This window comes from Streptomyces roseicoloratus (assembly GCF_004117935.1).
In the GTDB taxonomy this organism is placed as follows: Bacteria; Actinomycetota; Actinomycetes; order Streptomycetales; family Streptomycetaceae; genus Streptomyces; species Streptomyces roseicoloratus.
In genome coordinates this window covers 14,652-35,064 of the sequence record NZ_SDOY01000025.1, presented here as the reverse complement: position 1 = coordinate 35,064, position 20,413 = coordinate 14,652, and the positions used below count along the sequence as shown (strand labels likewise).

Sequence of the window (20,413 nt, the reverse complement as noted above, 5' to 3'; positions counted from 1 at the left end):
CGGCCGAGGGGCCTGAAGCGCGCCTTCGGGCCCCCTACGGCGCTACCGCCGCCTTCGCGTCCCCACGGCCCTACGGCACCCACTTCGGCCAGGGCGCGTCCTCCCGCTCGTACAGCTCGCGCAGCTCGTCGCGGCGGTCCTCCGTCCAGTCGAGCCAGTCGGTGGGGTGGCCGTCCAGGGCCCGGGCGAGCCGCTCGAAGCGCTCGTGCCAGGCGGCCAGCATGCCCAGCCTGTCCTCGCGGGTGCCGCGGAACTCGTACGTGAAGCGCAGGACGGTCGCGGGCTCCAGGTGGAAGCGGATCCGCCGGTGCCCGGGGTCGACGGTGTACTCGGCGACGTTCTCCATGTCCCAGGCGGTCACCTGCCCGGACAGCACGGTGTCGCTGGTGAACCAGCGCAGGGCGACCCGTCCGCCGAGTCTGGGTTCGAGGAGGTCGGCCGCGCAGAGCCACTGCGGCAGGCCCTCCGGTGTCGCGACGGCCGCCCAGACGGTCACCATCGGATGCGGCAGCTCGATCACGAACCGCAGGTGATGCCGGTCGTCGTGGGTCTCGCTCCTGCCCCGGGGTATCTCGCTCATACCTCCAGCGTGGCCCCGGGGCGGGGCGGGTGCCATCCCGGAACCGGCCCGTGGCCGGTCCAGGGCCGGCCCGGGAACGGCCCGGGCCGGCGGCGGGGCCGGGCTCAGACGCCCGCGTACGAGTGCTTGCTGCTCACGAAGATGTTGACGCCGTAGTAGTTGAAGAGGAAGCAGGCGAAGGCGATGAGCGCGATGTACGCGGCCTTGCGGCCCTTCCAGCCGGCCGTCGCGCGGGCGTGCAGATACGCGGCGTAGCCGACCCACGTGATGAAGGACCAGACCTCCTTGGCGTCCCAGCCCCAGTAGCGGCCCCAGGCGTCGCCGGCCCAGATCGCGCCGGCGATGATCGTGAAGGTCCACAGCGGGAAGATCGCCGCGTTGACCCGGTACGAGAACTTGTCGAGGGAGGCCGCGGCGGGCAGCCGCTCCAGGACGGAGCGGGCGAAGGCGCCCGGGTTGCCGCCGGTCGCGAGCTTGTTCTCGTACGAGTCGCGGAACAGGTACAGCAGGGTGGCGACGGCGCCCAGGTAGAAGACGGCGCCGCAGAAGATGGCGGTGGAGACGTGGATCCACAGCCAGTACGAGTCGAGCGCCGGGACCAGCTGGTCGCTGGGCGTCTTCAGCCAGGTGACGGCCATGCCCAGGTCGAGCAGGACCGTGGTGACCAGCGGAAGGCCGATCCAGCGGACGTTCTTCTTCGCGACGAGCAGGGCGAGGTACGCGCCGACCGCCACCGTGGAGAAGGTGGTGGAGAACTCGTACATGTTGCCCCACGGGGCCCGCTGCACGGAGAGCGCGCGGGAGATCACGCCGGACGCCTCGATGAGGAAGGCGAGCGCGGTCAGCGAGATCGCGATCCGCCCGTAGAGGTCGCCCTTGACGGTGCCGCCGGCCGCGCCGGGGCCGTCGGGCACGTCGCGGGCGCCGACCGCGGCCCGGGTGATCACCTTCGGCTTGTCGAGCACGGCGGTGCCGCCGGCGGCGCCCTTGACCTGGACGGTCACGGCGGGTGCCGGGGCTGACCGCTGCGTGAGGGCGGCGGCGGTGCGGCCGACCTTGCTGCGGCTGCCGAACACCCACTCGGCGATGTGGGCGAAGAAGGCCAGGGTGTAGACGGCCATCGACGAGTAGACGAGCAGATCGCTGATCTGCGCCAGGCTCTCGTTGGTCTCGGCGGCGAGGATCACTTCTCAGCCCCTTCGGACTTCGCGGCGGGTTCCGCGGCAGGGTCTTCTGTGGATGCGGACTCGGGATCGGGCTCCGGCGCGGTGGGCGCCTTCGCGTGGAGCGCGAGCGCGAGCTCGGCCAGCTCCTCGGGCAGGCGGGCGGACTCGCTGCGGCCGAGGCCCGCCATCCCGACGACCGTGACGCCGTCCTCGCCCCGTACGGCCCGGACCCAGACCCGGCGCCGCTGGATGAACAGCGAGCCGGCGAGTCCGGCGATGGCGGCGATCGCGCCGGCGAGGGCGAGGCCGTTGCCCGGCTGCTGCGAGACCTGGAAGCTCGCCCACTCCTTGATCTCCTTCTCGAAGGTGATCGAGCCGGCGCCGTCGGGCAGCGTCATGGTCTCGCCGGGCAGGAGGCGGTTGGCCTTGCCGGTGCCTCCGTCCACCGCGAACTGCTTCATCTTCGCGGTGTCGAGCTGGTACACGTTCTGCGGCAGGCCGGAGTCGACCCGCAGGTCACCGTGGTAGCCGGTGAGCGCCAGGACGGGGAAGTCGAGCGCGGGGAACTGGGAGAACATCGTCCCCTTGCCGGCGCCCGCGAAGGTCGGCACGAAGAAGGCCTGGAAGCCCAGCTGCTCCTTCTTGCCGTTCTTGTCGCGGTAGCCGTCCATCACCTTGATCGCGCCGGTCGAGGTGATGTTGTTGTCGATCGGCAGCAGCGGCACGGGGCCGCTGGTGACGACCTTGCCGCGGCCGTCCCGGACGGTGATCACGGGCGCGTAGCCGTGGGCGATCAGATAGACCTTGGAGCCGCCGACCTCCAGCGGCTCGTTGACCCGGATGACCGTCTTCTTGTCCGGGCCGCCGTCCTCGGAGTAGCTGACGGCCGCCTCGAAGGTGCGCGGGGTGCCGCGCTGCGGGCCGTTCTTCTCGTACGTGCCGGTGAAGCTGTCGAGCCGGAAGCTGAACGGCGCCAGGTCGTCGACGGAGAACTGGGAGCCGGACCTGAAGTCGTCGTACTGGGTGAGCGTGTTGGAGAAGCCGTCGCCCTCGACGATGAGCTTGCCGCCCTCGGACTTGAAGAGCTGGCCGACGGCGAAGGCCACGAGGATGACGATCAGGGCGACGTGGAAGAGCAGGTTGCCGGCCTCGCGCAGATAGCCCTTCTCGGCGGCGACGGCGTCGCCCGCGGTGTGGGCGCGGAAGCGGCGGCCCGTGAGGGTCGCGAGCGCGGCGGCCCTGACGTCCTCGGGAGCGGCCTCGGTGCGCCAGCTGGTGTACGCGGGGAGCCGGGTGAGGCGCTTGGGGGCGCCCGGCGGGCGGCTGCGGAGCTGGCCGACGAACTGCCAGGTGCGGGGCACGATGCAGCCGATGAGCGAGACGAAGAGCAGGATGTAGATCGCGGAGAACCACACCGAGCTGTAGACGTCGAAGAGCTGGAGCTTCTCGTAGAGCGGCGTGAGGGTCTCGTGCGCCCTCTTGAACTGCTCGACCTTCAGCTCGTCCGCGCTGGTCTGCGGGATGAGCGAGCCGGGCACGGCGCCGAGCGACAGCAGGAAGAGGAGGATCAGCGCGACCCGCATGGAGGTCAGCTGCCGCCAGAACCAGCGGATCCAGCCGATGACGCCGAGGGCGGGGCCGCCGAGCGCCGTCTCCTCGGCCGGAGCGGTGGACAGCTGCTCCCCGGCCTCGCCGAGGTGGTCCTGCTCCGTCGGGTGCCCGGTCGTCTCGGTCTTGCCCGTTTCGGTCTTGCTCATGGATCAGATCCCCGGAGTGAAGTCGGCCGCCCAGGACTGCATCGTGGAGACGATCCCGTCCCAGGCCCCGGTGACGAGCAGGAGTCCGGTGACGATCAGCATGATGCCGCCGGTGCGCATGACCCAGACATAGTGCCGCTTCACCCAGCCGAAGGCACCGAGCGCCCGCCGGAAGGCGATGGCGGTGAGGATGAACGGCAGACCGAGGCCCACACAGTAGGCGACGGTCAGGAGCGCGCCGCGGCCCGCGCTGGCCTCGTTGGAGGCGAGGGCCAGGACGGCGGCCAGGGTGGGGCCGATGCAGGGGACCCAGCCGAGGCCGAACAGCACGCCCAGCATGGGGGCGCCGAGGAGGCCGGCCACGGGGCGCTTGTGGAAGCGGAACTCGCGGCGGGTCAGCCCGGGCATGGCGCCCATGAAGAAGGCGCCGAGGAGGATGGTGAGGGCGCCGAGCACCTTGGAGATGACCTCGCGGTGCATCTGGAGGGCGCCGCCGAAACCGCCGAACAGGGCGCCGCCGGAGACGAACACGACGGTGAAGCCGAGTACGAACAGCGCGGCCCCGCTCGCCATCCGGCCGCGCCGGGCCTCGGCCAGGTCGGTGCCGGTGACCCCGGTCACGTAACTGAGGTAGCCGGGGACGAGGGGCAGCACGCAGGGCGAGAAGAAGGAGACGAGTCCTCCGAGCACGGCGATGGGGACCGCCAGGAGGAGCGCTCCGCTGAAGACCGTCTCGTTCACGTCACTTCTCCGCGACCAGCGGGTCGATCACGGACTTCAGCCTGGCCTCGTCGAGCGCCATCAGGGAGCGCGCGGCGATCTTCCCCTGCTTGTCGAGGACGATGGTGGAGGGGATGGCCTGGGGCGGCAGGGAGCCCTTCGGGAATCCGCCGAGGATGAGCTTCCCGGCCGGGTCGTACAGGCTCGGGTAGGTGATGCCGTAGTCCGACTCGAAGTTGACGGCGTTCGACTTCTGGAAGTCGCGGGTGTTGATCCCGACGAACTCCACGCCCTTGGCCCGGTACTCCTCGGAGACCTTCGCGAAGTGCGGCGCCTCGGCCCGGCACGGCGCGCACCAGGAGCCCCAGACGTTGAGGACGACGACCTTGCCCTTGAAGCCCGCGACGTCGAGCCGCTTGCCGTCGAGCGTCTCCCCGGCGAGCTCGTTCACCGGCTTGCGCTCGCCCTTGGCGACGGTGGCGATACCCCCCGTGTTGGTCACGAAGTTGGTGTCGCCGCCGCCGCCCGACTTGCCCTTGGAGTCGGAGCTGCATGCGGTCAGCACCAGCGCGGCGGCCACGAGGGCGACCGCCGGCAGGGTGCGACGAGGGGCATGGCTGAGGCTCATGTGAAAAGTTTCGCATGGGCGTTTCGCCGATCTTGGGCACCCCCACTACGTGCCCGTAACGCCCCTTGTCAAGATCGTCTAAGCCGGGCGGGACGGGGCCGCGCTGCGCGGCCGGACTGCGCGGCCGGGCTACGCGGTCGGGCTCGCGGTCGGGCGGAGGAATGCGCTCCAGCCGCCCGCCGGGGACTGGCCGACCCCCAGGGTACGCAGCTTGGCGAGGATCTTCGGGTCCTGGACGTCCAGCCAGTCGACGAACTGCCGGAAGGAGACGAGTCGCACGTCCTTCTTTCCGGCCATTCCCTTCAGGGCCTCCTCGACGGCGTCCATGTAGATGCCGCCGTTCCACTGCTCGAAGTGGTTGCCGACGAAGAAGGGGGCCCGGTTGGTCTCGTACGCGCGCCGGAAGCCGGACAGATAGGCCTCGGTGGCCTGCTTGCGCCAGCCGGGATAGCGGGAGGGCACGCCCTTGGTCGTGTTCTTCGACTGGTTGGCGAGCATGTTGTAGTCCATGGACAGGACCTCGAAGGAGTGGCCGGGGAACGGTACGGCCTGGAGGGGCAGGTCCCACAGGCCGCCGCGCTTGACGGGCCACGTCTGCCGGCCGCCGGGCGAGCTGGCGTCGTAACGCCAGCCGAGGCGCTTGGCGGTGGGGAGCAGGTTGTCCTGGCCGAGCAGGCACGGCGTGCGGCCGCCGACGAGCTCCTTGGTGTAGTCGAAGGGCAGCGGGTCGAGATCGGTCCAGCCGCTGTGGGTCTTCCACTGGGTGACGAAGCCGACGGCCTGGTCGATCTCGTTCTGCCAGTCGGCCGGGGTCCAGTTGGCGACGGAGCCGGAGCCGCCGCAGAAGTGGCCGTTGAAGTGGGTGCCGATCTCGTGGCCCTCGAGCCAGGCCTGGCGGACGTACTTCAGGGTGTCCTTGATGTGGTCGTCGGTGAGGTAGCCGATGTCGGAGGCCCCGACGCGGTTGTTCGGCGGTCGGTAGAGGCTCTTCTTCGACTCGGGCAGGAGGTAGAGCCCGGAGAGGAAGAAGGTCATCGCGGCGTCGTGGTTCTTCGCGAGTTCGAGGAAGCGCGGGAAGAGGCCGTTGCCGACCTCGCCGGCGCCGTCCCAGGAGAAGATCACGAACTGCGGCGGGGTCTGGCCGGGCTCCAGCGGCACGGGGGCGTCGGGCTGGTGGGGCTGCTTGCCGGTGTCGGCGGTGGAACCGTCGCCGATGGGCCGGGCGTCGTCCTTGCCGGGAGTGGCGGAGGCGTCCGGCGTGCCGGTGACGTCACCCCCCTTGCCGGGACCGGAACGTCCGGGCTTGTCCTGGTTTCCACCACTACAGGCGGCCAGACCCAGTGCCGCCGCGGCACCAACTCCCGCCCCGAGCAGACTCCTTCGATTGATCCCGCGCATGACATCCCCATTCGCGCTGACACATGACCTGAACGTCATCCAAACCGACAATGGGTGAGATGCCGGGAGGAACACGGAGGTTCCCGGAAATTCGCACAAAAATTTCAGGGCGGTCGCACGACATGCCGTCGTCCGACCGCCCTGAGATCTACTCCCCGGGAACCCCGGCGTCCAGGGGTCCGGCGTCAGGAGGACCGCCGACCGGGGCGCGGGCCCCGGTCGGTCAGGCCCCGAACGCCTTCGCCTTGCCCCTCACCGGCTTCGCGCCCGCACGCAGGTGCACCGGCACGAGGTCCAGGGCCGGCTCGCTGTACCCGACCGACACGATCGTGTCGCCGCGGTACGTGAACGTGGTCAGCGAGGCGAGCGTGCACTGCCGGCGCCGCGGGTCGTGCCACAGCCGGCGCTTCTCCACGAAGCTGCGCACGATCCAGATCGGCAGCTGGTGGCTCACGCACACCGCCTCGTGGCCGCGCGCCGCGTCCTTCGCCGCGTCGAGCGCGCCCATCATGCGCACGACCTGCTCGACGTACGGCTCGCCCCAGGACGGCTTGAAGGGGTTGGTGAGGTGCTTCCAGTTGGCCGGCTTCTTCAGCGCGCCGTCGCCGACGCCGAAGGTCTTGCCCTCGAAGACGTTCGCCGCCTCGATGAGCCGCCCGTCCGTGGCCAGGTCCAGGCCGTGGGTCTTGGCGATCGGCGCGGCCGTCTCCTGCGCCCGCTCCAGCGGGGAGGCCACGACATGGGTGACGTCCCGGCCCGCGAGGTGCTCGGCGACCCGGTCCGCCATCTGCCGGCCGAGCTCGGAGAGGTGGTAGCCGGCCCGGCGGCCGTAGAGCACGCCGTCCGGGTTGTGCACCTCGCCGTGCCGCATCAGGTGGACGACGGTGATGTCGTCGGCGCCCGCCGCACCGTTCGCGGCGCTCACGCGGTGGCCTCCGCGGCGGCGCGGGCGGCGGCCGGCAGCGCGGCCGCGACCCGCTCGACGGCCCGCTCGTCGTGGGCGGCCGACACGAACCAGGACTCGAACGCCGACGGCGGCAGGTAGACGCCGTCCGCGAGCATCGAGTGGAAGAACGCGTTGAAGCGGAAGGCCTCCTGCTTCCTGGCGTCCTCGTAGTCGCGCACCTCGGTGGAGGTGAAGAAGACGGAGAACATGTTGGACGCGGTCTGCAGGCGGTGCGCCACGCCCTCCTTCGTCAGCGCGTCCGTGACGAGGCCCTGGATCTCGGCCGAGACCGCGTTCACCTTCTCGTACGCGGCCTCGTCGAGCAGCCGCAGCTGCGCGAGGCCGGCGGCGGTGGCGACCGGGTTACCGGAGAGGGTGCCGGCCTGGTAGACCGGGCCCGCCGGGGCGAGGTGGCCCATGACGTCGGCACGGCCGCCGAAGGCCGCGGCCGGGAAGCCGCCGCCCATGACCTTGCCGAAGGTCATCAGGTCGGGCTTCACGCCGTCGACGCCGTACCAGCCGGCCCGCGAGGTGCGGAAACCGGTCATGACCTCGTCGGAGATGAACAGCGCGCCGTTCTTCGCGCAGGCGTCCTTCAGACCCTGGTTGAAGCCCGGCAGCGGCGGCACGACGCCCATGTTGCCCGGCGAGGCCTCGGTGATCACGCAGGCGATCTCCCCCGGGTACCGGTGGAAGGCCTCCTGCACCGCCTCCAGGTCGTTGTACGGCAGCACGATGGTGTCGCCGGCCTGCGCCCCGGTCACGCCGGGCGTGTCGGGCAGGCCGAAGGTGGCCACGCCGGAGCCGGCCGCGGCCAGCAGCGCGTCCACGTGACCGTGGTAGCAGCCCGCAAACTTGATCACCTTGGCGCGGCCGGTGAAGCCGCGGGCGAGCCGGATGGCGGACATGGTCGCCTCGGTGCCGCTGGACACCAGGCGCACCTGCTCGACCGGCTCGATCCGCGCGACGATCTCCTCGGCGAGCGCGACCTCGCCCTCGCCGGGCGTACCGAAGGAGGTCCCGCGCGCCACCGCCGCCTGCACCGCCGCGGTCACCTCGGGGTGCGCGTGGCCGAGGATCATCGGTCCCCACGAGCAGACCAGGTCGACGTACTCGCGGCCGTCGGCATCGGTGAGGTACGGACCGGTACCGGACACCATGAACCGGGGCGTTCCGCCCACGGCCCGGAAGGCCCGCACCGGTGAGTTCACGCCGCCGGGCGTCACAAGGGAGGCGCGGTCGAAAAGCGTCTGTGAGACTGGGGCTTCGTATGAATACGGCACTGTGATCCTGACCTGATCCTGACCTGCGAGGACGACGTCGAGTACGGGGGGAAGGTGTGGGCACCCTGTGGACTACGCCGGGGCGTGTCTCCGTCGCGTCTGCGAAACTGGGGCGTCATAAGGATGGCTCACGGAATCCATGGTGTCAGAGGCCACGGCGATCTTGCGGACAGGTGTTTCACCGTACGACCGTGGGGGAGGTCACTGTCACGATGATCGGGCCGCACGCGGAGACGGCGGCCGGAACAGCAGTCGGGTGGAGATATGCATCGCGGTGGCGGACCGGGCGAGGGGACTGACGACCTGGGTCCCGACCCTGTCCGGAGGGGGAGGCACCGGCGCCGGCGGACGGAAGAGCCGAGGGCCAACGAGCCGAGGACGGGCGGTGAGCCGCGTGCCGACGCACGCGGCGCCGACGCACGTCCCGACGCACGCCCCGAGTCGCGGGGCGCCGAGCCACGCGGCACCGAGCCCCGCGGCACCGAGCCCCGCGGCACCGACCCCCGCAAGCCTGACGGCCCGGTCGCGGGCGCCCCGAGCCAGGCCCCGACCCCCGGCGCGGGGTCCGGTCCCGCGCCCAGCCCCGCCCCCGGTCCGACGGCCGGTCCGGTCGCGGACGAGTCACGGCTCGGCCGGGCCCGGGCCCGGCGCGCCGCCCGGGCACGCGAGTCCGGCCCGGTCGAGGGACCGGCGACGCCGGGAAACGGGGGCAGCCGCTTGGGCGTGACCTACAAGTACTTCGGCGCGCCCAACAGCGCCACGGCCGCCCAGGTCCCGATCTCCATGCGTCCCGAGGAGCTCGGCGGCGACGAGCTCGGCATGGGCGGCATGTTCACCAAGATCAAGCCGGAGACCATAGCCGCGATGGTCCTGACCGGCATCCAGGGCATGCCGCTCCACAAGGTCCCGCCGCTGGAGCTGGTCGTCCTGCACCCCGACTACGCCGTGGTGAAGCTGCCGATGACCGTCGTCGACCCGCTCCGCGGCATCGGCGAGGAGTCCGTCGGCGCCGCCGCCTTCATCTGGTCCACGGTCCCCGACCGCGGCGGCCCGCAGGACGCGTTCAACGTCTACCAGCTGCTGCACGAGTGGCAGGACTTCAGCCACCGGCTGCACGAGGCGGGGCACCAGCCGTACTGCCTGGTCTGGCCGTAGCCCGTTCCGGGTCCCGGCCGGCGCCCCTCCCCGCCCCGTCTCCGGGGCCGTACGCGCTACACCACGAACTCGGCGGCGTCGGCGTCCGGGTCGGTGTCCGCGCGCTTCGTCACGACCACCGCCGAGGGCGTCCCGCCGGTCCGGTCCGTCCGCGTCGCCGCGCCGGTGGCCCTGCGCGCGTCGTCGACGATGCCCTCGGCCAGCTCGGCGGCGAGCAGGAACGGCAGGAAGCGGTTGGTCGGCGTCTCGTGGTCGCGGTAGCGGGCGAACGGCAGCAGCGAGGCGAACAGGGCCCAGCGGTACTCGAGGCTGCTGAACGCCCAGTTCGGCTGCTCACAGCCCTTGAGGATGGCCCGCAGCCGCTTCACGCAGGTCAGCACCCGGCGTACCTCGGGATCGGCCTTCTCCGGGATCTCCGGGTCCCACAGCGCGTCCCCGCTCAGCGCGTCCGCGAACCACGGCCGGATCTCGGCCAGCTGCTCGGGCGTCCAGGCGAAGGTACGGGACCACAGCGCGGACTCGAAGCGGGCGAAGTCCTTGCAGATGTGGCCGCGGTGGGTGGTCTCGAAGTCGATGAGGTACAGGTCGGGTTCCTCCCGGCCGGTGCCGCCGACCAGGACGTTCTCGCAGTGCAGGTCGCCGTGGGAGACACAGGTGAGGTACGAGCGGGTGGTGAGGCCCTCGTCGCGGTTGTAGAGCAGCCACTCGAGCAGCTCGGACGGGTCCTCCTCGTCCTCCCCCACCGCCGGCGCCTCCGCGTCGGCGCCCGCCCTGGCCACCTCGGCGATGTGCGCCACCAGCCACAGCGGGTTGGTCAGTTCCGCGTCGCGTGCGGTGAACAACGGGTGGGCCGCGAACGAGGAGCCCGCGAACAGCGCCCCGAGGGTGCGCGGCCGCCAGCCGAGCCCGCCCGGGACGCCGAAGACGCCGGCGACCTCGGGCGCCTCGAAGTGCTTCAGCTCCGTGCCGGCGTCCTTGCCCGGGGCGTAGCCGGTCCGCTCGTAGTCGTCGGGCCGCAGCGCCGGGTACTCGCCCCGCAGGTCGCCCATGGCGCGGCTGGCGTTGCTCAGCCACGGCCCGAGGGCCTCCAGGAGGAGTTCCCTGACGACCTTGCGGAGCGCCTCGTCCTCCAGGTCCTCGGTCTTGACCAGCCAGGCGCGCAGCGTGGTGGGCTCGTCGCGGTTGCGGAACACGTACGAGGTGAGGATGCCCTGGTAGCGGCCGCCGTTGGTGCTGTTGATGACGGTCGCGGTGGACACCGTGCACTTGCTCGACCGGACGGCGGGGTGCAGCAGCTCGCCGTACTCGTCGAAGTTCCGCTTCTCCCGCTGCACCTTGGCGGCCTCGTCGATCTTGAGGACGCCGATGGGGCCGAAGACGTTGGACGCGAGGAAGGTCGGCACCGGCCGGTCCGCGAACAGGGCGCCCTGCATCACCGCGCCGTTCGTCTTCGGGGCCAGCTCGACGGCCATGCCCTGGAGCAGCCGGCTGGGCAGCACGACGGAGTCCCGCTCGCTCAGCGACATCGAGGTGGACGACGCGCCCTGCCCCGCTCCCGGCTCCCACGCGTTGCGGATGACGCGGACGCCGCGGGCGGCGCCGAGCATGTCCAGGGCGCGCGCCCGCCAGAACTCCTGGACCTCGTCCTTGGTCTCCGGGCCGCTCGACGCCTCGTGCTGCTTGGAGTAGTACACGGCGGCGAGCAGCCGCTCGAGCCCTTCGGCCTTCCAGTTGGAGAGCAGCAGCAGGATGAAGGCGATGCTGTTCCAGCGCTCGGGCTCGACCGCCCACTGCCGCAGCAGCTCTCCCGCCCACGTGTCGGGGTTGTCGTAGCCGCCGGGGTTGACCTGGCTCTGGACCCGCCGGTGGTGCTTCATCCCGCCGGGCTCGACCGGTTCGGGACCGCCGACGAGAAGCTGGATGCCCACGGCGTGCCGCAGCCAGCGGCAGGCGAAGTCGATCTTCGGCAGGTGGTACACCTGCAGTTCGCCGACGGCGACGAGCGTCGTCGCCTCCGAGACGGCGAGGAGCAGTTCGCGCCGGTCGTTGTTGTAGCGGTGCTCCACCTGGAGGGTCTGGAGGTAGCCGAGGACGTCGGCGACGATCTGGTGGTCGTTCTCCGGCAGGTGCACCCGCAGGGACAGGTTGTGCAGCGCGGTCGCCAGCCACTGCAGCCGGATCCGCTGCCCGTCGTACGCCGTCCCGCCGCGGGTGAAGACGCGCAGGGCCCGGGAAGCGAGCTGCCGGACCTCCTTGGCCCGCTCGTGCAGCGGCCCGTAGACCTCGGTCGGCACGGAGACGCCGGTCAGCTGCTCGCGCAGCAGGGCCAGGTCCTTGTCGAGGATCTCCTCGAGCCGCCGGGCGGCCATCGGCGCGTTCCGGTCGATCATCCCGGTGACGTGCTCGGCGAAGGCGCCGAAGAGGTCGTCGGCGGGCGTCTCGTCGTCCCCGCCCGCCCGCCACTCCTCCAGGAGCTGGGCCCAGGTGACGGGCCGGTAGTCGCGGGACCCCGGCCCGTCGCCGTCGCCGTCGTCGCCGAAGTCGTCGTGCGAGCGGCGCCAGGACGACGGCGAGGACGGTGAGGCCGTCCGGGCCGGCCGGGCCGCGGGGGCCGCGGGCGGGGCCGAGGCCTGCTGCGGGAGCGGCGGGGCCTGCGCGGCGGGCGGCAGCGGGAAGGCGTCCTGTGACGCGGTGGAGTGCTGCGGCGCGGTGGAGTGCTGCGGCGCCTCGGCCGCGCGGGCCGGGGTGTGCGGCGGGGCCGCGGTGGGCGTCGGAGCCGGGGCGTGGGCGGGGGCGGGGGCGGGCGCGGCGGCGGCAGGCCGCCGGGGGCCCAGCTGCTCCAGGTTCTCCTCGCACTTGGCGATCGACCGGGCGTACCTCTCCGGATTGCGGAAGTTGTACAGCCGGATCGCGAGCTCGAACAGCTCGCCCGCCCGCTCGGGGTCGGTCCGCATGAGGTACTCCGACGCCACGGCGAGCGCCGTGTTGGCGATCTTGTAGGCAGGGCCGACCAGATTGCCTTCGAGCAGTTCCCGTCCGGCCTCGGCCATGACGGTGCGCGACCGGGCGAGGACCGAGGACAGCTGCGGCTCGGCGGCCAGCGCCTCCCTCATGGCCGCGTCGACCGTCGTTAAGTAGTGGTCGAAATCGTCCGCCGAGATGTATGGCGCCATTGCCATGCCCCCTTCGTGCCGCGAGCCCCGTGTGCTCGGTGTGCTCCACGGGCACCCCCCGCTCCGCGTGCTCCGCGATGTCCGCGCGACGCCGGATCGTTGGCAAGGATCTATCGCAGATCCACCGGGCGCGGGAGGCGCCATTGCGCCACGCGACCGTTGCCGCCCCGGAGGCCGCACAGGCCGTCCGGCGCCCCGGCGCGGGGTCACCGGACGGGCCCCTCGGACCGGCTCGCGGACAGCCGTCAGGATGCCGGCGCGAGGTCCTCCCGGAACCTCTTCTCCCCGGCCAGGAAGGCCGACTGGGGCAGCACGACGTTCACCCCGGCCCGCCCGCGGGTGATCTCGGCACGGCTCGCGCCGATCACCGTCCCCGCCTCGGCGTCCGCCGCGAGCGCGAGCAGCGCCTCGCGCAGCCGGGTCGCCTCCGGCTTGTCCAGGACCAGGTCGTACACCTCGAAGAAACGGATCTGCCGGTACGCCTCGCCCGGAACCTTCAGTGGTCCGTCGATGACGCGCCGAACTGACCGAAAACCGACCTCCCGGGCCAACGGGACCAGTTCCTCGTGTCCCACCTCGCCCAGTTCCTCGACGAGTTCACGGCGCAGACAGTCGGCCGAGGTCTCCCGGTCCACCTCCTTGTACAGCCAGCGGGCGAAGCCCAGGACGCGCAGCGCGCCCAGGAAGCCGCGCAGGTCGTGCCGCATCACCTCGCGGCTGCGCCCCTCCGGCTCGAAGCCGAGCCGCTCCAGGAACCGCTTGGCCGACTCCTGGTACTTCACGACACCGCCGGGCGGGCCGAACGCGCCGGGCCGGTTGACCGAGGAGAACAGCACGTAGTGGTCCTCCTCGTGGACCCGCAGCAGCACCGCCACGGACACCCGCGCCCGCGCGAACGGCGTCAGCAGCAGCCGCAGCAGCGTCAGATGCCTCCGGTTCTGCCACAACAGCCGACCCACTCCGGTCAGCAGAGCCACGACGATGCCGCCAACGATCTTCTCGACCACGGGGCGCCCCCTCCGTCACACACCGCATCACGCCACGCCACATCCCGAGCGCACCAATGTACGCGGGTCGGCAGGAGCGCCAGGGCGATCCGGAAGAGACGCCATCGGGGGCGCCCGGAGGGTCCGCAGGCGTTTCACCGCGGCTCTCGCGCTCATAAGTGCTGAAGTTAGGACGAATCGGATGTACTGCACGGAGTGCGTGTCAGCAGATCCCGAGAAAGGACCCGATGTGGCGAGCCCCGACATCCTGAACACCGTGCGCCCCCGCGCCATGAAGATCGGCGAGGTCGCGGCACGGACGGAACTGTCCCTGCGCACCATCCGCCAGTACGAGGACAGCGGCCTCGTCGTCCCGTCCGCCGCGTCCGAGGGCGGCTTCCCGCTCTACACGGACGCGGACGTCGCCCGGCTGATGGTGATCCGCCGGATGAAGCCGCTCGGCTTCACCCTCGACGAGACCCGCGAACTCCTCGACGCCGTCGACCGCCTCGCCGCCGACAGCCCCGGCACCCCCGCCGAACTCGACCCCGACACCCGCACCGCCCTCGTCGCCCGCGTCCGCGGCTACGAACGCGCCGCGGCCGGACGCGTCGCCGAACTGCGCGCCCAGCTGGCCCGCGCCGAGGAGTTCGCGGACTCCCTGAGGGCACGCGTGCCGTAGACCGCCGGGGCGGGCCGGGGCGAGCCGGGGGGCGGGGCCCGGCCGGGCCGAGCCGGGGTGGGCCGGAGGCCCGGAGGCCCGGAGGCCCGGAGGCCCGGAGGCCCGGAGGCCCGGAGGCCCGGAGTGACCCGGCCGGAAGAACGGCGGGGCCGGCGGTGGCGCGGCGCGGCCGGGCCGGGGCGGGGCGGTCCGTGGAGCCCGGTCCTACGGCTGGTTCTCCAGTGCCGCCGTCAGGTTCTGGAAGAAGCGGGCGTACGCGGCCGGGCTGGGCGGTGTCTCCGGGTTCCACGGCGCGAGCCGGGCGCCCGGCGGGACCACCTGCGGCGGCACCGCGTTGGCCCGGCTGTCGAAGAGCACCAGGCCCGGCGCGAGCCCGACGGCGTGCTCCCAGTCCGTGGTCAGCCAGCTCGCGCCCGGCCCCGGGCCCGGATCCACGAACCGCACGCCCAGCTCCGCCAGCCGCGCCAGCTCCGGCCAGGCGTGCGGCCGCGCCAGGTGCACCTGCTCGGGCCCCGCGCCGGACAGCGCCAGCACACCGAGCCCCGCCTGCCCGGCAGCGGCCCGTAACGCCGCCTCCGCGTCGCCCATCCGCCCGGTCGCCGCACCCGCCGTCCCCGCCGCCCCGAGGGCCCCCGCCAGCTCGCCGAACCGCGCCACGACCTCCGACAGCGTGTGCTCCCCGCCGACGGACAGCGTCACGAGCGGCACCCCGAGCCGCCCGGCGAGCTCCTCGTCCAGCGCGTACGGGCTCTTCCCGTCGTACGTCACGTCCACCACGAGGTCCACGCGGCCGGCCCGTTCCCGTACCCGCGCCTCGTCCAGGGCCCGACCGGCCCCCAGGTACGGGACGCCCGCCTCGGCCAGCCCGCCGGCCTTGACCGGGTCCGGCAGCTCGCCGTCGTGTGCGGAGCCGTAGACCGCGACCGGCCGCACGCCCAGGTCGAGCAGGGCCGCCCCGGCCCGTACGTACGCCAGCACCCGCTCCGGCCGGCGCGCGGCGGACGACGCCGCGCCCCGGTCGTCCGTGAACTCCCACCCGCCCGTGCCCCCGGACGCGCCACCCGACATGCCCGTGCCCGTTGCGTCCGCCATCGCGGCAGCTCCCTCCCGGCCGGAAATCTCCGTCCCCGCCACCTTGAGGCGCTTCCCGGACCCGCACAAGAGGGCCTGCGCGGCGGCGCGGGACGGGACTCCGGCCCCGATTCCCCCTGTCGGAAGACCCCCGGGGTGGTGTTGAGTGAACAGGTCGGGAGGAAGCAGCAGGAATCGTCAGCGCCGTACGGGCGTGGGGGCGGGTCACCCGCCGTCCGCCGTGGCGGACCGGGCCACCGCCGTCTGCCGTGGCGGACGGGACCTCCGCCGTCTGCCGTGGCGGACCGGACGATCGCCGTCGCCGTCGCCGTACGGACAGGTACCCCCGGAGTCAGCCATGACCGTGCCCGGCCCGTTCTCGGACCCCCGAGTGATCACCCTCTTCGGCCTGCTGGCCGTCTCCGCCGCCGCGTGGGTGGCCTTCGGTCTGCGGACCCGCGCCCGCCGCGACCACGCGGACGTCCCGCTGGAGCGGGTCTGGCACCCCCAGGAGTCGGTCGCGCTCACGCCGGCCGAGGAGCACGCGTTCGGCCAGGTCGTCTCACGCCTGTCCCTGGGCGCGGCGGGCCGCCCGCGCCAGATGTGGTGACCTGCGGCGTCGGCGGCACGGCTGATCGCCGGGCGTCCGCCGGTGGTGGCGCGGCCGTCGCCCTGGGGCTCGTCAGAGGGCGGCCGCCCAGGTCCGCGGGTCGCGGCCCGTCACCGCGAGCAGCCGTTCGAACGCGGAGGCCCCCTCGGGCAGCTCCACCTCGGCGCCGAAGACGCCCATCGCGCGGGCCGTCGGTGCCATCCCGGCCACCTCCCCGGTCAGCGCCGTCACGACCGCCGGGTCCGGCTCGTAGGCGCGGCCGGTGGCCCGGGCCAGGTCCCAGACGTGCACGGTCAGGTCGAGCAGCACCATCGCGCCGACCGTCCGCGCCGGCAGGTCCATCGCACCGGTCGTGCCCTCCTCCGCACCGGGTGCCGACCAGGCGTCGACGAGCAGTCCGGTCTCCTCCTCGAAGCGCTTCCGCCACTCCGGGCCGGCGAGCCGGTCGGGGTCGGCGCCGGAGAAGTCGGACGGCTGCTTGGCGGCGAGGAGCCGGAAGTTCTCGACGACCCGGAAGAGGTGGTTGAGCAGCCCGCGCACGTCGTACTCGGCGCAGGGCGTGGGCGCGCCGAGCTCCTCGTCCGCCGTGTCCCGCACGACGGGCACGGCGAGGGCGGCGGCGGAGCGGAGCAGAGGGGCGATGCGGTACTCCGCCCGCTGGTCCGGGCGGTGCTGCTCCTGTCGCGGTTGCTGCTGTTGCTGTTGCTGCTGGTCTTCGTACGTCGTCATGGTCCCGACGCTAGGCGCGACGCCACCGCCGGTCTTGAAGAAACACGCCAGTGCCGGCCGGGCCGTCGAGGGGCGCCTTAGCATCGGACCATGTCCGCCTCCGGTCCCGCGCCGCGCCGTGACACACGGGGCATCGTGGACCCGGCCGAGCTGCTGGCCCGGGTCCGTTTCCGCCGGTATGCGCCCGCGCCCGGGCTCCGCCCGTACCTGGAGCACTACTGGCTGATCGACTGGGACCTGGCGGAGCCGTACGCGACCCATGTCGTCCCGCACCCGTCCGTGAACGTGGTCTTCGAGCGCGACGGCGACACCGAGACCAACACCGGCACCGGCACCGGCACCGATTCGGCGGTGGTCTCGGGCATCGGTCTCGAGCTGTTCACGAAGGAGCTGACCGGCAGGGGCCGGGTCTGCGGCGTGCAGTTCCGGCCGGGCGGCTTCCGCCCGTTCGCGCCCGCGTGGCCGGTCTCGCACTGGACGGGCAGGACCGTCCCGCTGGCCGAGGCCTTCCCCGGCCGGGCCGCCCCGGAGCTCCCGGGCCGGGTCCTGTCGCCCGCCGGGGACCACGCGCGCGTGGCGGCGCTCGACGCGTTCCTGCTGGCCCACGGCCCGGCCGCCGATCCGGCTGCCGGGCAGGCGACCGCCCTGGTGGACCTGGTCCGGACGGACCGCACCGTGCGGAGGGTGTCCGCGCTGGCCCGGGCCGCCGGGCTCTCGCCGCGTTCGCTCCAGCGCCTGTTCGCCGCGTACGTCGGCGTCGGCCCGAAGTGGGTCATCCTCCGCTACCGCATTCACGAGGCCCTGGAACGCGCCGAGTCGGCCTCCCCCGCCGGGCCTCCGGACTGGGCCGCGCTCGCGGCCGACCTCGGCTACAGCGACCAGGCCCATCTCGTACGGGACTTCACCGCGACCATCGGCGTGCCGCCGACCGCGTACGCACGCGCGCGTGCGGCCGGACTCACGGCAGGGGCCTGAGCTCCCGGGTGAAGTGGAAGGCGACGATGTCGAAGCGCTCGCGCAGGTAGAAGCGGTGGGCGCCGGTGCGGTGGGTGCCGGAGTCGAGGTTGAGCTCGTAGCAGCCGGCCTCGCGGGCGTGGGCCTCCAGGTGCGCGATCATCGCGTGGCCGACGCCGCCCGAGCGGGCGTCCTCGCCGGTCACCAGGTCGTCCACGTACAGCTTCTTCAGGGAGCTGGTGTTGACGACGATCCGCCAGCCGGCGGCGCCGACGCAGCGCCCGTCGTCGGCGTACGCGGCGCTGAAGCGCAGGCCCTGGGCGTGTCCGGTCGCGTAGACGTCGCGGAACAGCTCCGCCGTGAGATGCGGACGCAACTCGCGGAGCACCGGCAGCAGCTCGGCCTCCAGACGCGGGTCACCGGGCTCGAGATCGATGATCTTCATACCGCCGACCGTACCCGCACACCGACAGCGGACCCGCACCGGCAGACCGACAGCGGACCCGCATCGGCAGACCGACAGCGGACCCGCACCGGCAGACCTGCGTCAGCCGGGTGCGGCGTCAGCCAGGTGCGGCGTCAGCCGGGCGCGGCGGAATTGCCTGGCCGGGAGGTGACGCACGGTGCCATCCTGGCTGCGTGAACGGACCGGAGATCCAGATCAGCTTCGCCCCCGCCCTGGGGCTCTTCGTCTCGGCGGAACGGCGCGGCGGGCACACCCCCGTCACCACGGACGGCGCCTCCTCGCTCGGCCACCTCGTGGAGTCGCTCGGCGTGCCGCTGACCGAGGCCGGACGGCTGCTCGTGGACGGGCGGCCCGTGCCGCCCTCGCACGTCCCGGCGGCCGGCGAGACCGTCGACGTGGAGGGTGTCCAGCGGCCGCAGCCGGTCCCGGGCGCCCCGCTGCGCTTCCTCCTGGACGTCCACCTCGGGACGCTGGCCCGGCGGCTCCGGCTGCTCGGCGTCGACGCCGCGTACGAGAGCGAGGACATCGGCGACCCGGCCCTGGCCGCGCTCTCCGCGAAGGAGCGGCGCGTGATGCTGTCCCGGGACCGCGGACTGCTGCGCCGCCGCGAGCTGTGGGCCGGCGCCTACGTGTACAGCGACCGCCCGGACGACCAACTGCGGGACGTCCTGGAGCGGTTCGCGCCGCCGCTCGCGCCGTGGACCCGCTGCACGGCCTGCAACGGGCCGCTCGCGGAGGCCGACAAGGACGCGGTACGCGAGCGGCTGGAGAAGGGCACGGAGCACACGTACGACGTCTTCGCCCAGTGCACCGCGTGCGAGCGGGTCTACTGGCGGGGCGCCCACCACGCGCGCCTGGAGGCGATCGTGACGGACGCGGTCCGCGAGTTCGGCGGCACACCGGCGGCCGGCTGAGCGCCCGCACTCAGTCGGCGTCGAACTCGCCCGCGCGCAGCCGCTCGACCTGGGTAGCGCTCAGGTCGATCGTGCGCCGCATGTAATCGGTGAGCAGGGTGATCTCGGCGTCGTCGTACGCGTCGAAGAGCTCGCCCCACGCCCGGTTGAGCCGCCGCCAGAACGCGGCGAGTTCGGCCGCCTTCTCGGGCACCGACGCCACCAGGACGCGGCGCCGGTCCTCGGCGTCGCGCTCGCGGCGGACGTATCCGGCGCGTTCGAGCCGGTCCACGAGGCGGGTGGCGGAACCGGTGGTGAGCCCGGTGAGCTCGGCGACCCGCCCGATGGTGACCGGTTCGCCCTCCAGGCTCAGCAGGCTGAGGCACTGCACGTCGGTCGGGTGCAGGCGCAGATGGTCGGCGACGGCCTGGTTGAACAGCGCGTAGGAGGCCATGTAGCGGCGCGCCTCGCCCTGCATCCCGGCCATCAGCGCCTCGCGCCCCGCGACCTTCTTCTGCGTCATGCAGAAAGCGTACGGTGCAGTGAACGCGCGCCGACGGCGCCGACGGCCTCCGCCACGGCGGTCACGTCCGCCACTCCCGGCGACGCGAACGCGATGAGCCGGGCCGCCGCCGCCCTCACGGCCCCTCGGCCGTCAGATACCGCTGCACCGTCGGGCCGAGCCACGCGATCACGTCCACGCGGTCCATCTCCACGACCGGCCCGAGGCGCAGCACGTACCGGGCGAGCGCCATGCCGAGGATCTGCGAGGCGACGAGTCCGGCGCGGCGCGGCGCGTCCGCGGGGTCGGGGCAGACGCCGGCGACGACCGGCCCGATCTGCTCCGCGAAGAGCCGCTGCATCCGTTCGGCGCCGGCCTCGTTGGTGACGCCGACCCGCAGGAGCCCGGTGAGGACGTCGTCGCGCTCCCAGCGTTCGAGGAAGTGGGCGACCAGGGCGGTACCGGCGTGCTGCGCGGGCAGCGAGCCGGGGTCGGGAAGCTCCAGCTCGATCGTGGAGGCGGCGGCGAAGAGCCCCTCCTTGTTGCCGTAGTAGCGCATGACCATCGACGGGTCGATCCCGGCGTCGCGCGCGATGGCCCGGATCGTGGCGCGCTCGTACCCGTCGGCGGCGAAGCGCTCGCGGGCGGCGTCGAGGATGGCGGCGCGGGTGGTGTCGGAGCGGCGTACGGTCATCATGCCAACAAGTGTAGGCC

The 20,413-nt window shown here is 72.8% G+C and carries 20 protein-coding genes; 5 read left to right on the top strand and 15 right to left on the bottom strand.

Annotated elements, in window-relative coordinates:
- Nucleotides 1-70 precede the first annotated feature (70 nt).
- The 8 genes from ESG85_RS02180 to hemL all read right to left on the bottom strand — a co-directional run bounded on the left by ESG85_RS02180 (nt 71) and on the right by hemL (nt 8,478).
- On the bottom strand, nt 71-580 hold the full coding sequence (locus ESG85_RS02180; RefSeq protein ID WP_128976295.1) for an SRPBCC domain-containing protein: 510 nt from the start codon (nt 578-580) through the stop codon (nt 71-73).
- A gap of 104 nt (nt 581-684) precedes the next feature.
- Entirely contained in the window at nt 685-1,767 is a 1,083-nt protein-coding gene (gene ccsB, locus ESG85_RS02175; RefSeq protein ID WP_128976294.1) for a c-type cytochrome biogenesis protein CcsB, read from the bottom strand.
- Nucleotides 1,764-3,503, bottom strand: coding sequence for a cytochrome c biogenesis protein ResB (gene resB / locus ESG85_RS02170; protein ID WP_128976293.1), 1,740 nt, complete (start codon nt 3,501-3,503; stop codon nt 1,764-1,766). The genes ccsB and resB overlap by 4 nt, the downstream gene beginning before the upstream one ends.
- Before the next feature lie 3 nt (nt 3,504-3,506).
- The gene (locus ESG85_RS02165; protein ID WP_128976292.1) at nt 3,507-4,244 is read right to left on the bottom strand and encodes a cytochrome c biogenesis CcdA family protein; all 738 of its coding nucleotides are present in this window, start codon (nt 4,242-4,244) and stop codon (nt 3,507-3,509) included.
- Nucleotide 4,245: 1 nt separating this feature from the next.
- On the bottom strand, nt 4,246-4,851 hold the full coding sequence (locus ESG85_RS02160) for a TlpA family protein disulfide reductase (protein WP_128976291.1): 606 nt from the start codon (nt 4,849-4,851) through the stop codon (nt 4,246-4,248).
- Nucleotides 4,852-4,980: 129 nt separating this feature from the next.
- The gene (locus tag ESG85_RS02155) at nt 4,981-6,249 is read right to left on the bottom strand and encodes a polysaccharide deacetylase family protein (RefSeq protein ID WP_128976290.1); all 1,269 of its coding nucleotides are present in this window, start codon (nt 6,247-6,249) and stop codon (nt 4,981-4,983) included.
- Nucleotides 6,250-6,472: 223 nt separating this feature from the next.
- Nucleotides 6,473-7,120 (bottom strand): histidine phosphatase family protein, encoded by a 648-nt coding sequence (locus ESG85_RS02150; RefSeq protein WP_128976322.1) that lies wholly within the window; start codon nt 7,118-7,120, stop codon nt 6,473-6,475.
- A gap of 50 nt (nt 7,121-7,170) precedes the next feature.
- Nucleotides 7,171-8,478 (bottom strand): glutamate-1-semialdehyde 2,1-aminomutase, encoded by a 1,308-nt coding sequence (gene hemL / locus ESG85_RS02145; protein ID WP_128976289.1) that lies wholly within the window; start codon nt 8,476-8,478, stop codon nt 7,171-7,173.
- 717 nt (nt 8,479-9,195) lie between these two features.
- On the opposite strand from hemL, the gene ESG85_RS35625 reads away from it, so the two are divergent.
- Nucleotides 9,196-9,633, top strand: a complete 438-nt coding sequence (locus ESG85_RS35625) for a hypothetical protein (protein WP_246094774.1) — start codon at nt 9,196-9,198, stop codon at nt 9,631-9,633.
- Nucleotides 9,634-9,689: 56 nt separating this feature from the next.
- On the opposite strand, the gene ESG85_RS35260 is transcribed toward ESG85_RS35625, so the two are convergent.
- Nucleotides 9,690-12,812, bottom strand: coding sequence for a phosphotransferase (locus ESG85_RS35260; protein ID WP_181018938.1), 3,123 nt, complete (start codon nt 12,810-12,812; stop codon nt 9,690-9,692).
- A gap of 239 nt (nt 12,813-13,051) precedes the next feature.
- Complete coding sequence (locus ESG85_RS02130) at nt 13,052-13,813, bottom strand: SMODS-associated NUDIX domain-containing protein (protein ID WP_128976287.1); 762 nt, start codon at nt 13,811-13,813, stop codon at nt 13,052-13,054.
- A gap of 271 nt (nt 13,814-14,084) precedes the next feature.
- Here ESG85_RS02130 and ESG85_RS02125 point away from each other — a divergent pair, with 271 nt between their 5' ends.
- Nucleotides 14,085-14,474 (top strand): MerR family transcriptional regulator, encoded by a 390-nt coding sequence (locus ESG85_RS02125; protein ID WP_128976321.1) that lies wholly within the window; start codon nt 14,085-14,087, stop codon nt 14,472-14,474.
- 204 nt (nt 14,475-14,678) lie between these two features.
- Here ESG85_RS02125 and ESG85_RS02120 read toward each other — a convergent pair whose 3' ends face one another.
- Nucleotides 14,679-15,566, bottom strand: a complete 888-nt coding sequence (locus tag ESG85_RS02120; protein ID WP_246094773.1) for an ABC transporter substrate-binding protein — start codon at nt 15,564-15,566, stop codon at nt 14,679-14,681.
- A gap of 337 nt (nt 15,567-15,903) precedes the next feature.
- Here ESG85_RS02120 and ESG85_RS02115 point away from each other — a divergent pair, with 337 nt between their 5' ends.
- Nucleotides 15,904-16,155, top strand: coding sequence for a hypothetical protein (locus ESG85_RS02115; RefSeq protein ID WP_128976286.1), 252 nt, complete (start codon nt 15,904-15,906; stop codon nt 16,153-16,155).
- 72 nt (nt 16,156-16,227) lie between these two features.
- Here the strand turns inward: ESG85_RS02115 and ESG85_RS02110 are convergent, their stop codons facing one another.
- The gene (locus ESG85_RS02110; RefSeq protein WP_128976285.1) at nt 16,228-16,884 is read right to left on the bottom strand and encodes a TIGR03086 family metal-binding protein; all 657 of its coding nucleotides are present in this window, start codon (nt 16,882-16,884) and stop codon (nt 16,228-16,230) included.
- Between the two features lie 90 nt (nt 16,885-16,974).
- Between ESG85_RS02110 and ESG85_RS02105 the strand changes: the two genes are divergently transcribed.
- The gene (locus ESG85_RS02105; protein WP_128976284.1) at nt 16,975-17,859 is read left to right on the top strand and encodes a helix-turn-helix domain-containing protein; all 885 of its coding nucleotides are present in this window, start codon (nt 16,975-16,977) and stop codon (nt 17,857-17,859) included.
- On the opposite strand, the gene ESG85_RS02100 is transcribed toward ESG85_RS02105, so the two are convergent.
- Nucleotides 17,843-18,283, bottom strand: coding sequence for a GNAT family N-acetyltransferase (locus tag ESG85_RS02100; RefSeq protein ID WP_128976283.1), 441 nt, complete (start codon nt 18,281-18,283; stop codon nt 17,843-17,845). The two genes, ESG85_RS02105 and ESG85_RS02100, sit on opposite strands and share 17 nt — an antisense overlap.
- 194 nt (nt 18,284-18,477) lie before the next feature.
- Between ESG85_RS02100 and ESG85_RS02095 the strand changes: the two genes are divergently transcribed.
- Nucleotides 18,478-19,218 (top strand): Mut7-C RNAse domain-containing protein, encoded by a 741-nt coding sequence (locus tag ESG85_RS02095; RefSeq protein ID WP_128976282.1) that lies wholly within the window; start codon nt 18,478-18,480, stop codon nt 19,216-19,218.
- Between the two features lie 10 nt (nt 19,219-19,228).
- Here ESG85_RS02095 and ESG85_RS02090 read toward each other — a convergent pair whose 3' ends face one another.
- Both ESG85_RS02090 and ESG85_RS02085 read right to left on the bottom strand, forming a co-directional pair.
- Nucleotides 19,229-19,720, bottom strand: a complete 492-nt coding sequence (locus ESG85_RS02090) for a MarR family winged helix-turn-helix transcriptional regulator (RefSeq protein WP_128976281.1) — start codon at nt 19,718-19,720, stop codon at nt 19,229-19,231.
- A 115-nt stretch (nt 19,721-19,835) separates the two neighbouring features.
- Entirely contained in the window at nt 19,836-20,396 is a 561-nt protein-coding gene (locus ESG85_RS02085; protein ID WP_128976280.1) for a TetR/AcrR family transcriptional regulator, read from the bottom strand.
- Between the last annotated feature and the right edge of the window lie 17 nt (nt 20,397-20,413).

What these genes read in the sequence shown, in the direction of transcription:
- ESG85_RS02180 (WP_128976295.1), bottom strand. Translation starts at nt 580, where the DNA reads ATGAGCGAGATACCCCGGGGCAGGAGCGAGACCCACGACGACCGGCAT.
- ESG85_RS02125 (WP_128976321.1), top strand. Translation starts at nt 14,085, where the DNA reads ATGAAGATCGGCGAGGTCGCGGCACGGACGGAACTGTCCCTGCGCACC.
- ESG85_RS02090 (WP_128976281.1), bottom strand. Translation starts at nt 19,720, where the DNA reads ATGACGCAGAAGAAGGTCGCGGGGCGCGAGGCGCTGATGGCCGGGATG.
- ESG85_RS02160 (WP_128976291.1), bottom strand. Translation starts at nt 4,851, where the DNA reads ATGAGCCTCAGCCATGCCCCTCGTCGCACCCTGCCGGCGGTCGCCCTC.
- ESG85_RS02100 (WP_128976283.1), bottom strand. Translation starts at nt 18,283, where the DNA reads ATGAAGATCATCGATCTCGAGCCCGGTGACCCGCGTCTGGAGGCCGAG.
- ESG85_RS02120 (WP_246094773.1), bottom strand. Translation starts at nt 15,566, where the DNA reads ATGGCGGACGCAACGGGCACGGGCATGTCGGGTGGCGCGTCCGGGGGC.
- ESG85_RS02110 (WP_128976285.1), bottom strand. Translation starts at nt 16,884, where the DNA reads ATGACGACGTACGAAGACCAGCAGCAACAGCAACAGCAGCAACCGCGA.
- ESG85_RS02085 (WP_128976280.1), bottom strand. Translation starts at nt 20,396, where the DNA reads ATGATGACCGTACGCCGCTCCGACACCACCCGCGCCGCCATCCTCGAC.
- ESG85_RS35260 (WP_181018938.1), bottom strand. Translation starts at nt 12,812, where the DNA reads ATGGCAATGGCGCCATACATCTCGGCGGACGATTTCGACCACTACTTA.
- ESG85_RS02115 (WP_128976286.1), top strand. Translation starts at nt 15,904, where the DNA reads ATGACCGTGCCCGGCCCGTTCTCGGACCCCCGAGTGATCACCCTCTTC.
- ESG85_RS02155 (WP_128976290.1), bottom strand. Translation starts at nt 6,249, where the DNA reads ATGCGCGGGATCAATCGAAGGAGTCTGCTCGGGGCGGGAGTTGGTGCC.
- resB (WP_128976293.1), bottom strand. Translation starts at nt 3,503, where the DNA reads ATGAGCAAGACCGAAACGGGCAAGACCGAGACGACCGGGCACCCGACG.
- ESG85_RS02150 (WP_128976322.1), bottom strand. Translation starts at nt 7,120, where the DNA reads ATGCGGCACGGCGAGGTGCACAACCCGGACGGCGTGCTCTACGGCCGC.
- ESG85_RS02105 (WP_128976284.1), top strand. Translation starts at nt 16,975, where the DNA reads ATGTCCGCCTCCGGTCCCGCGCCGCGCCGTGACACACGGGGCATCGTG.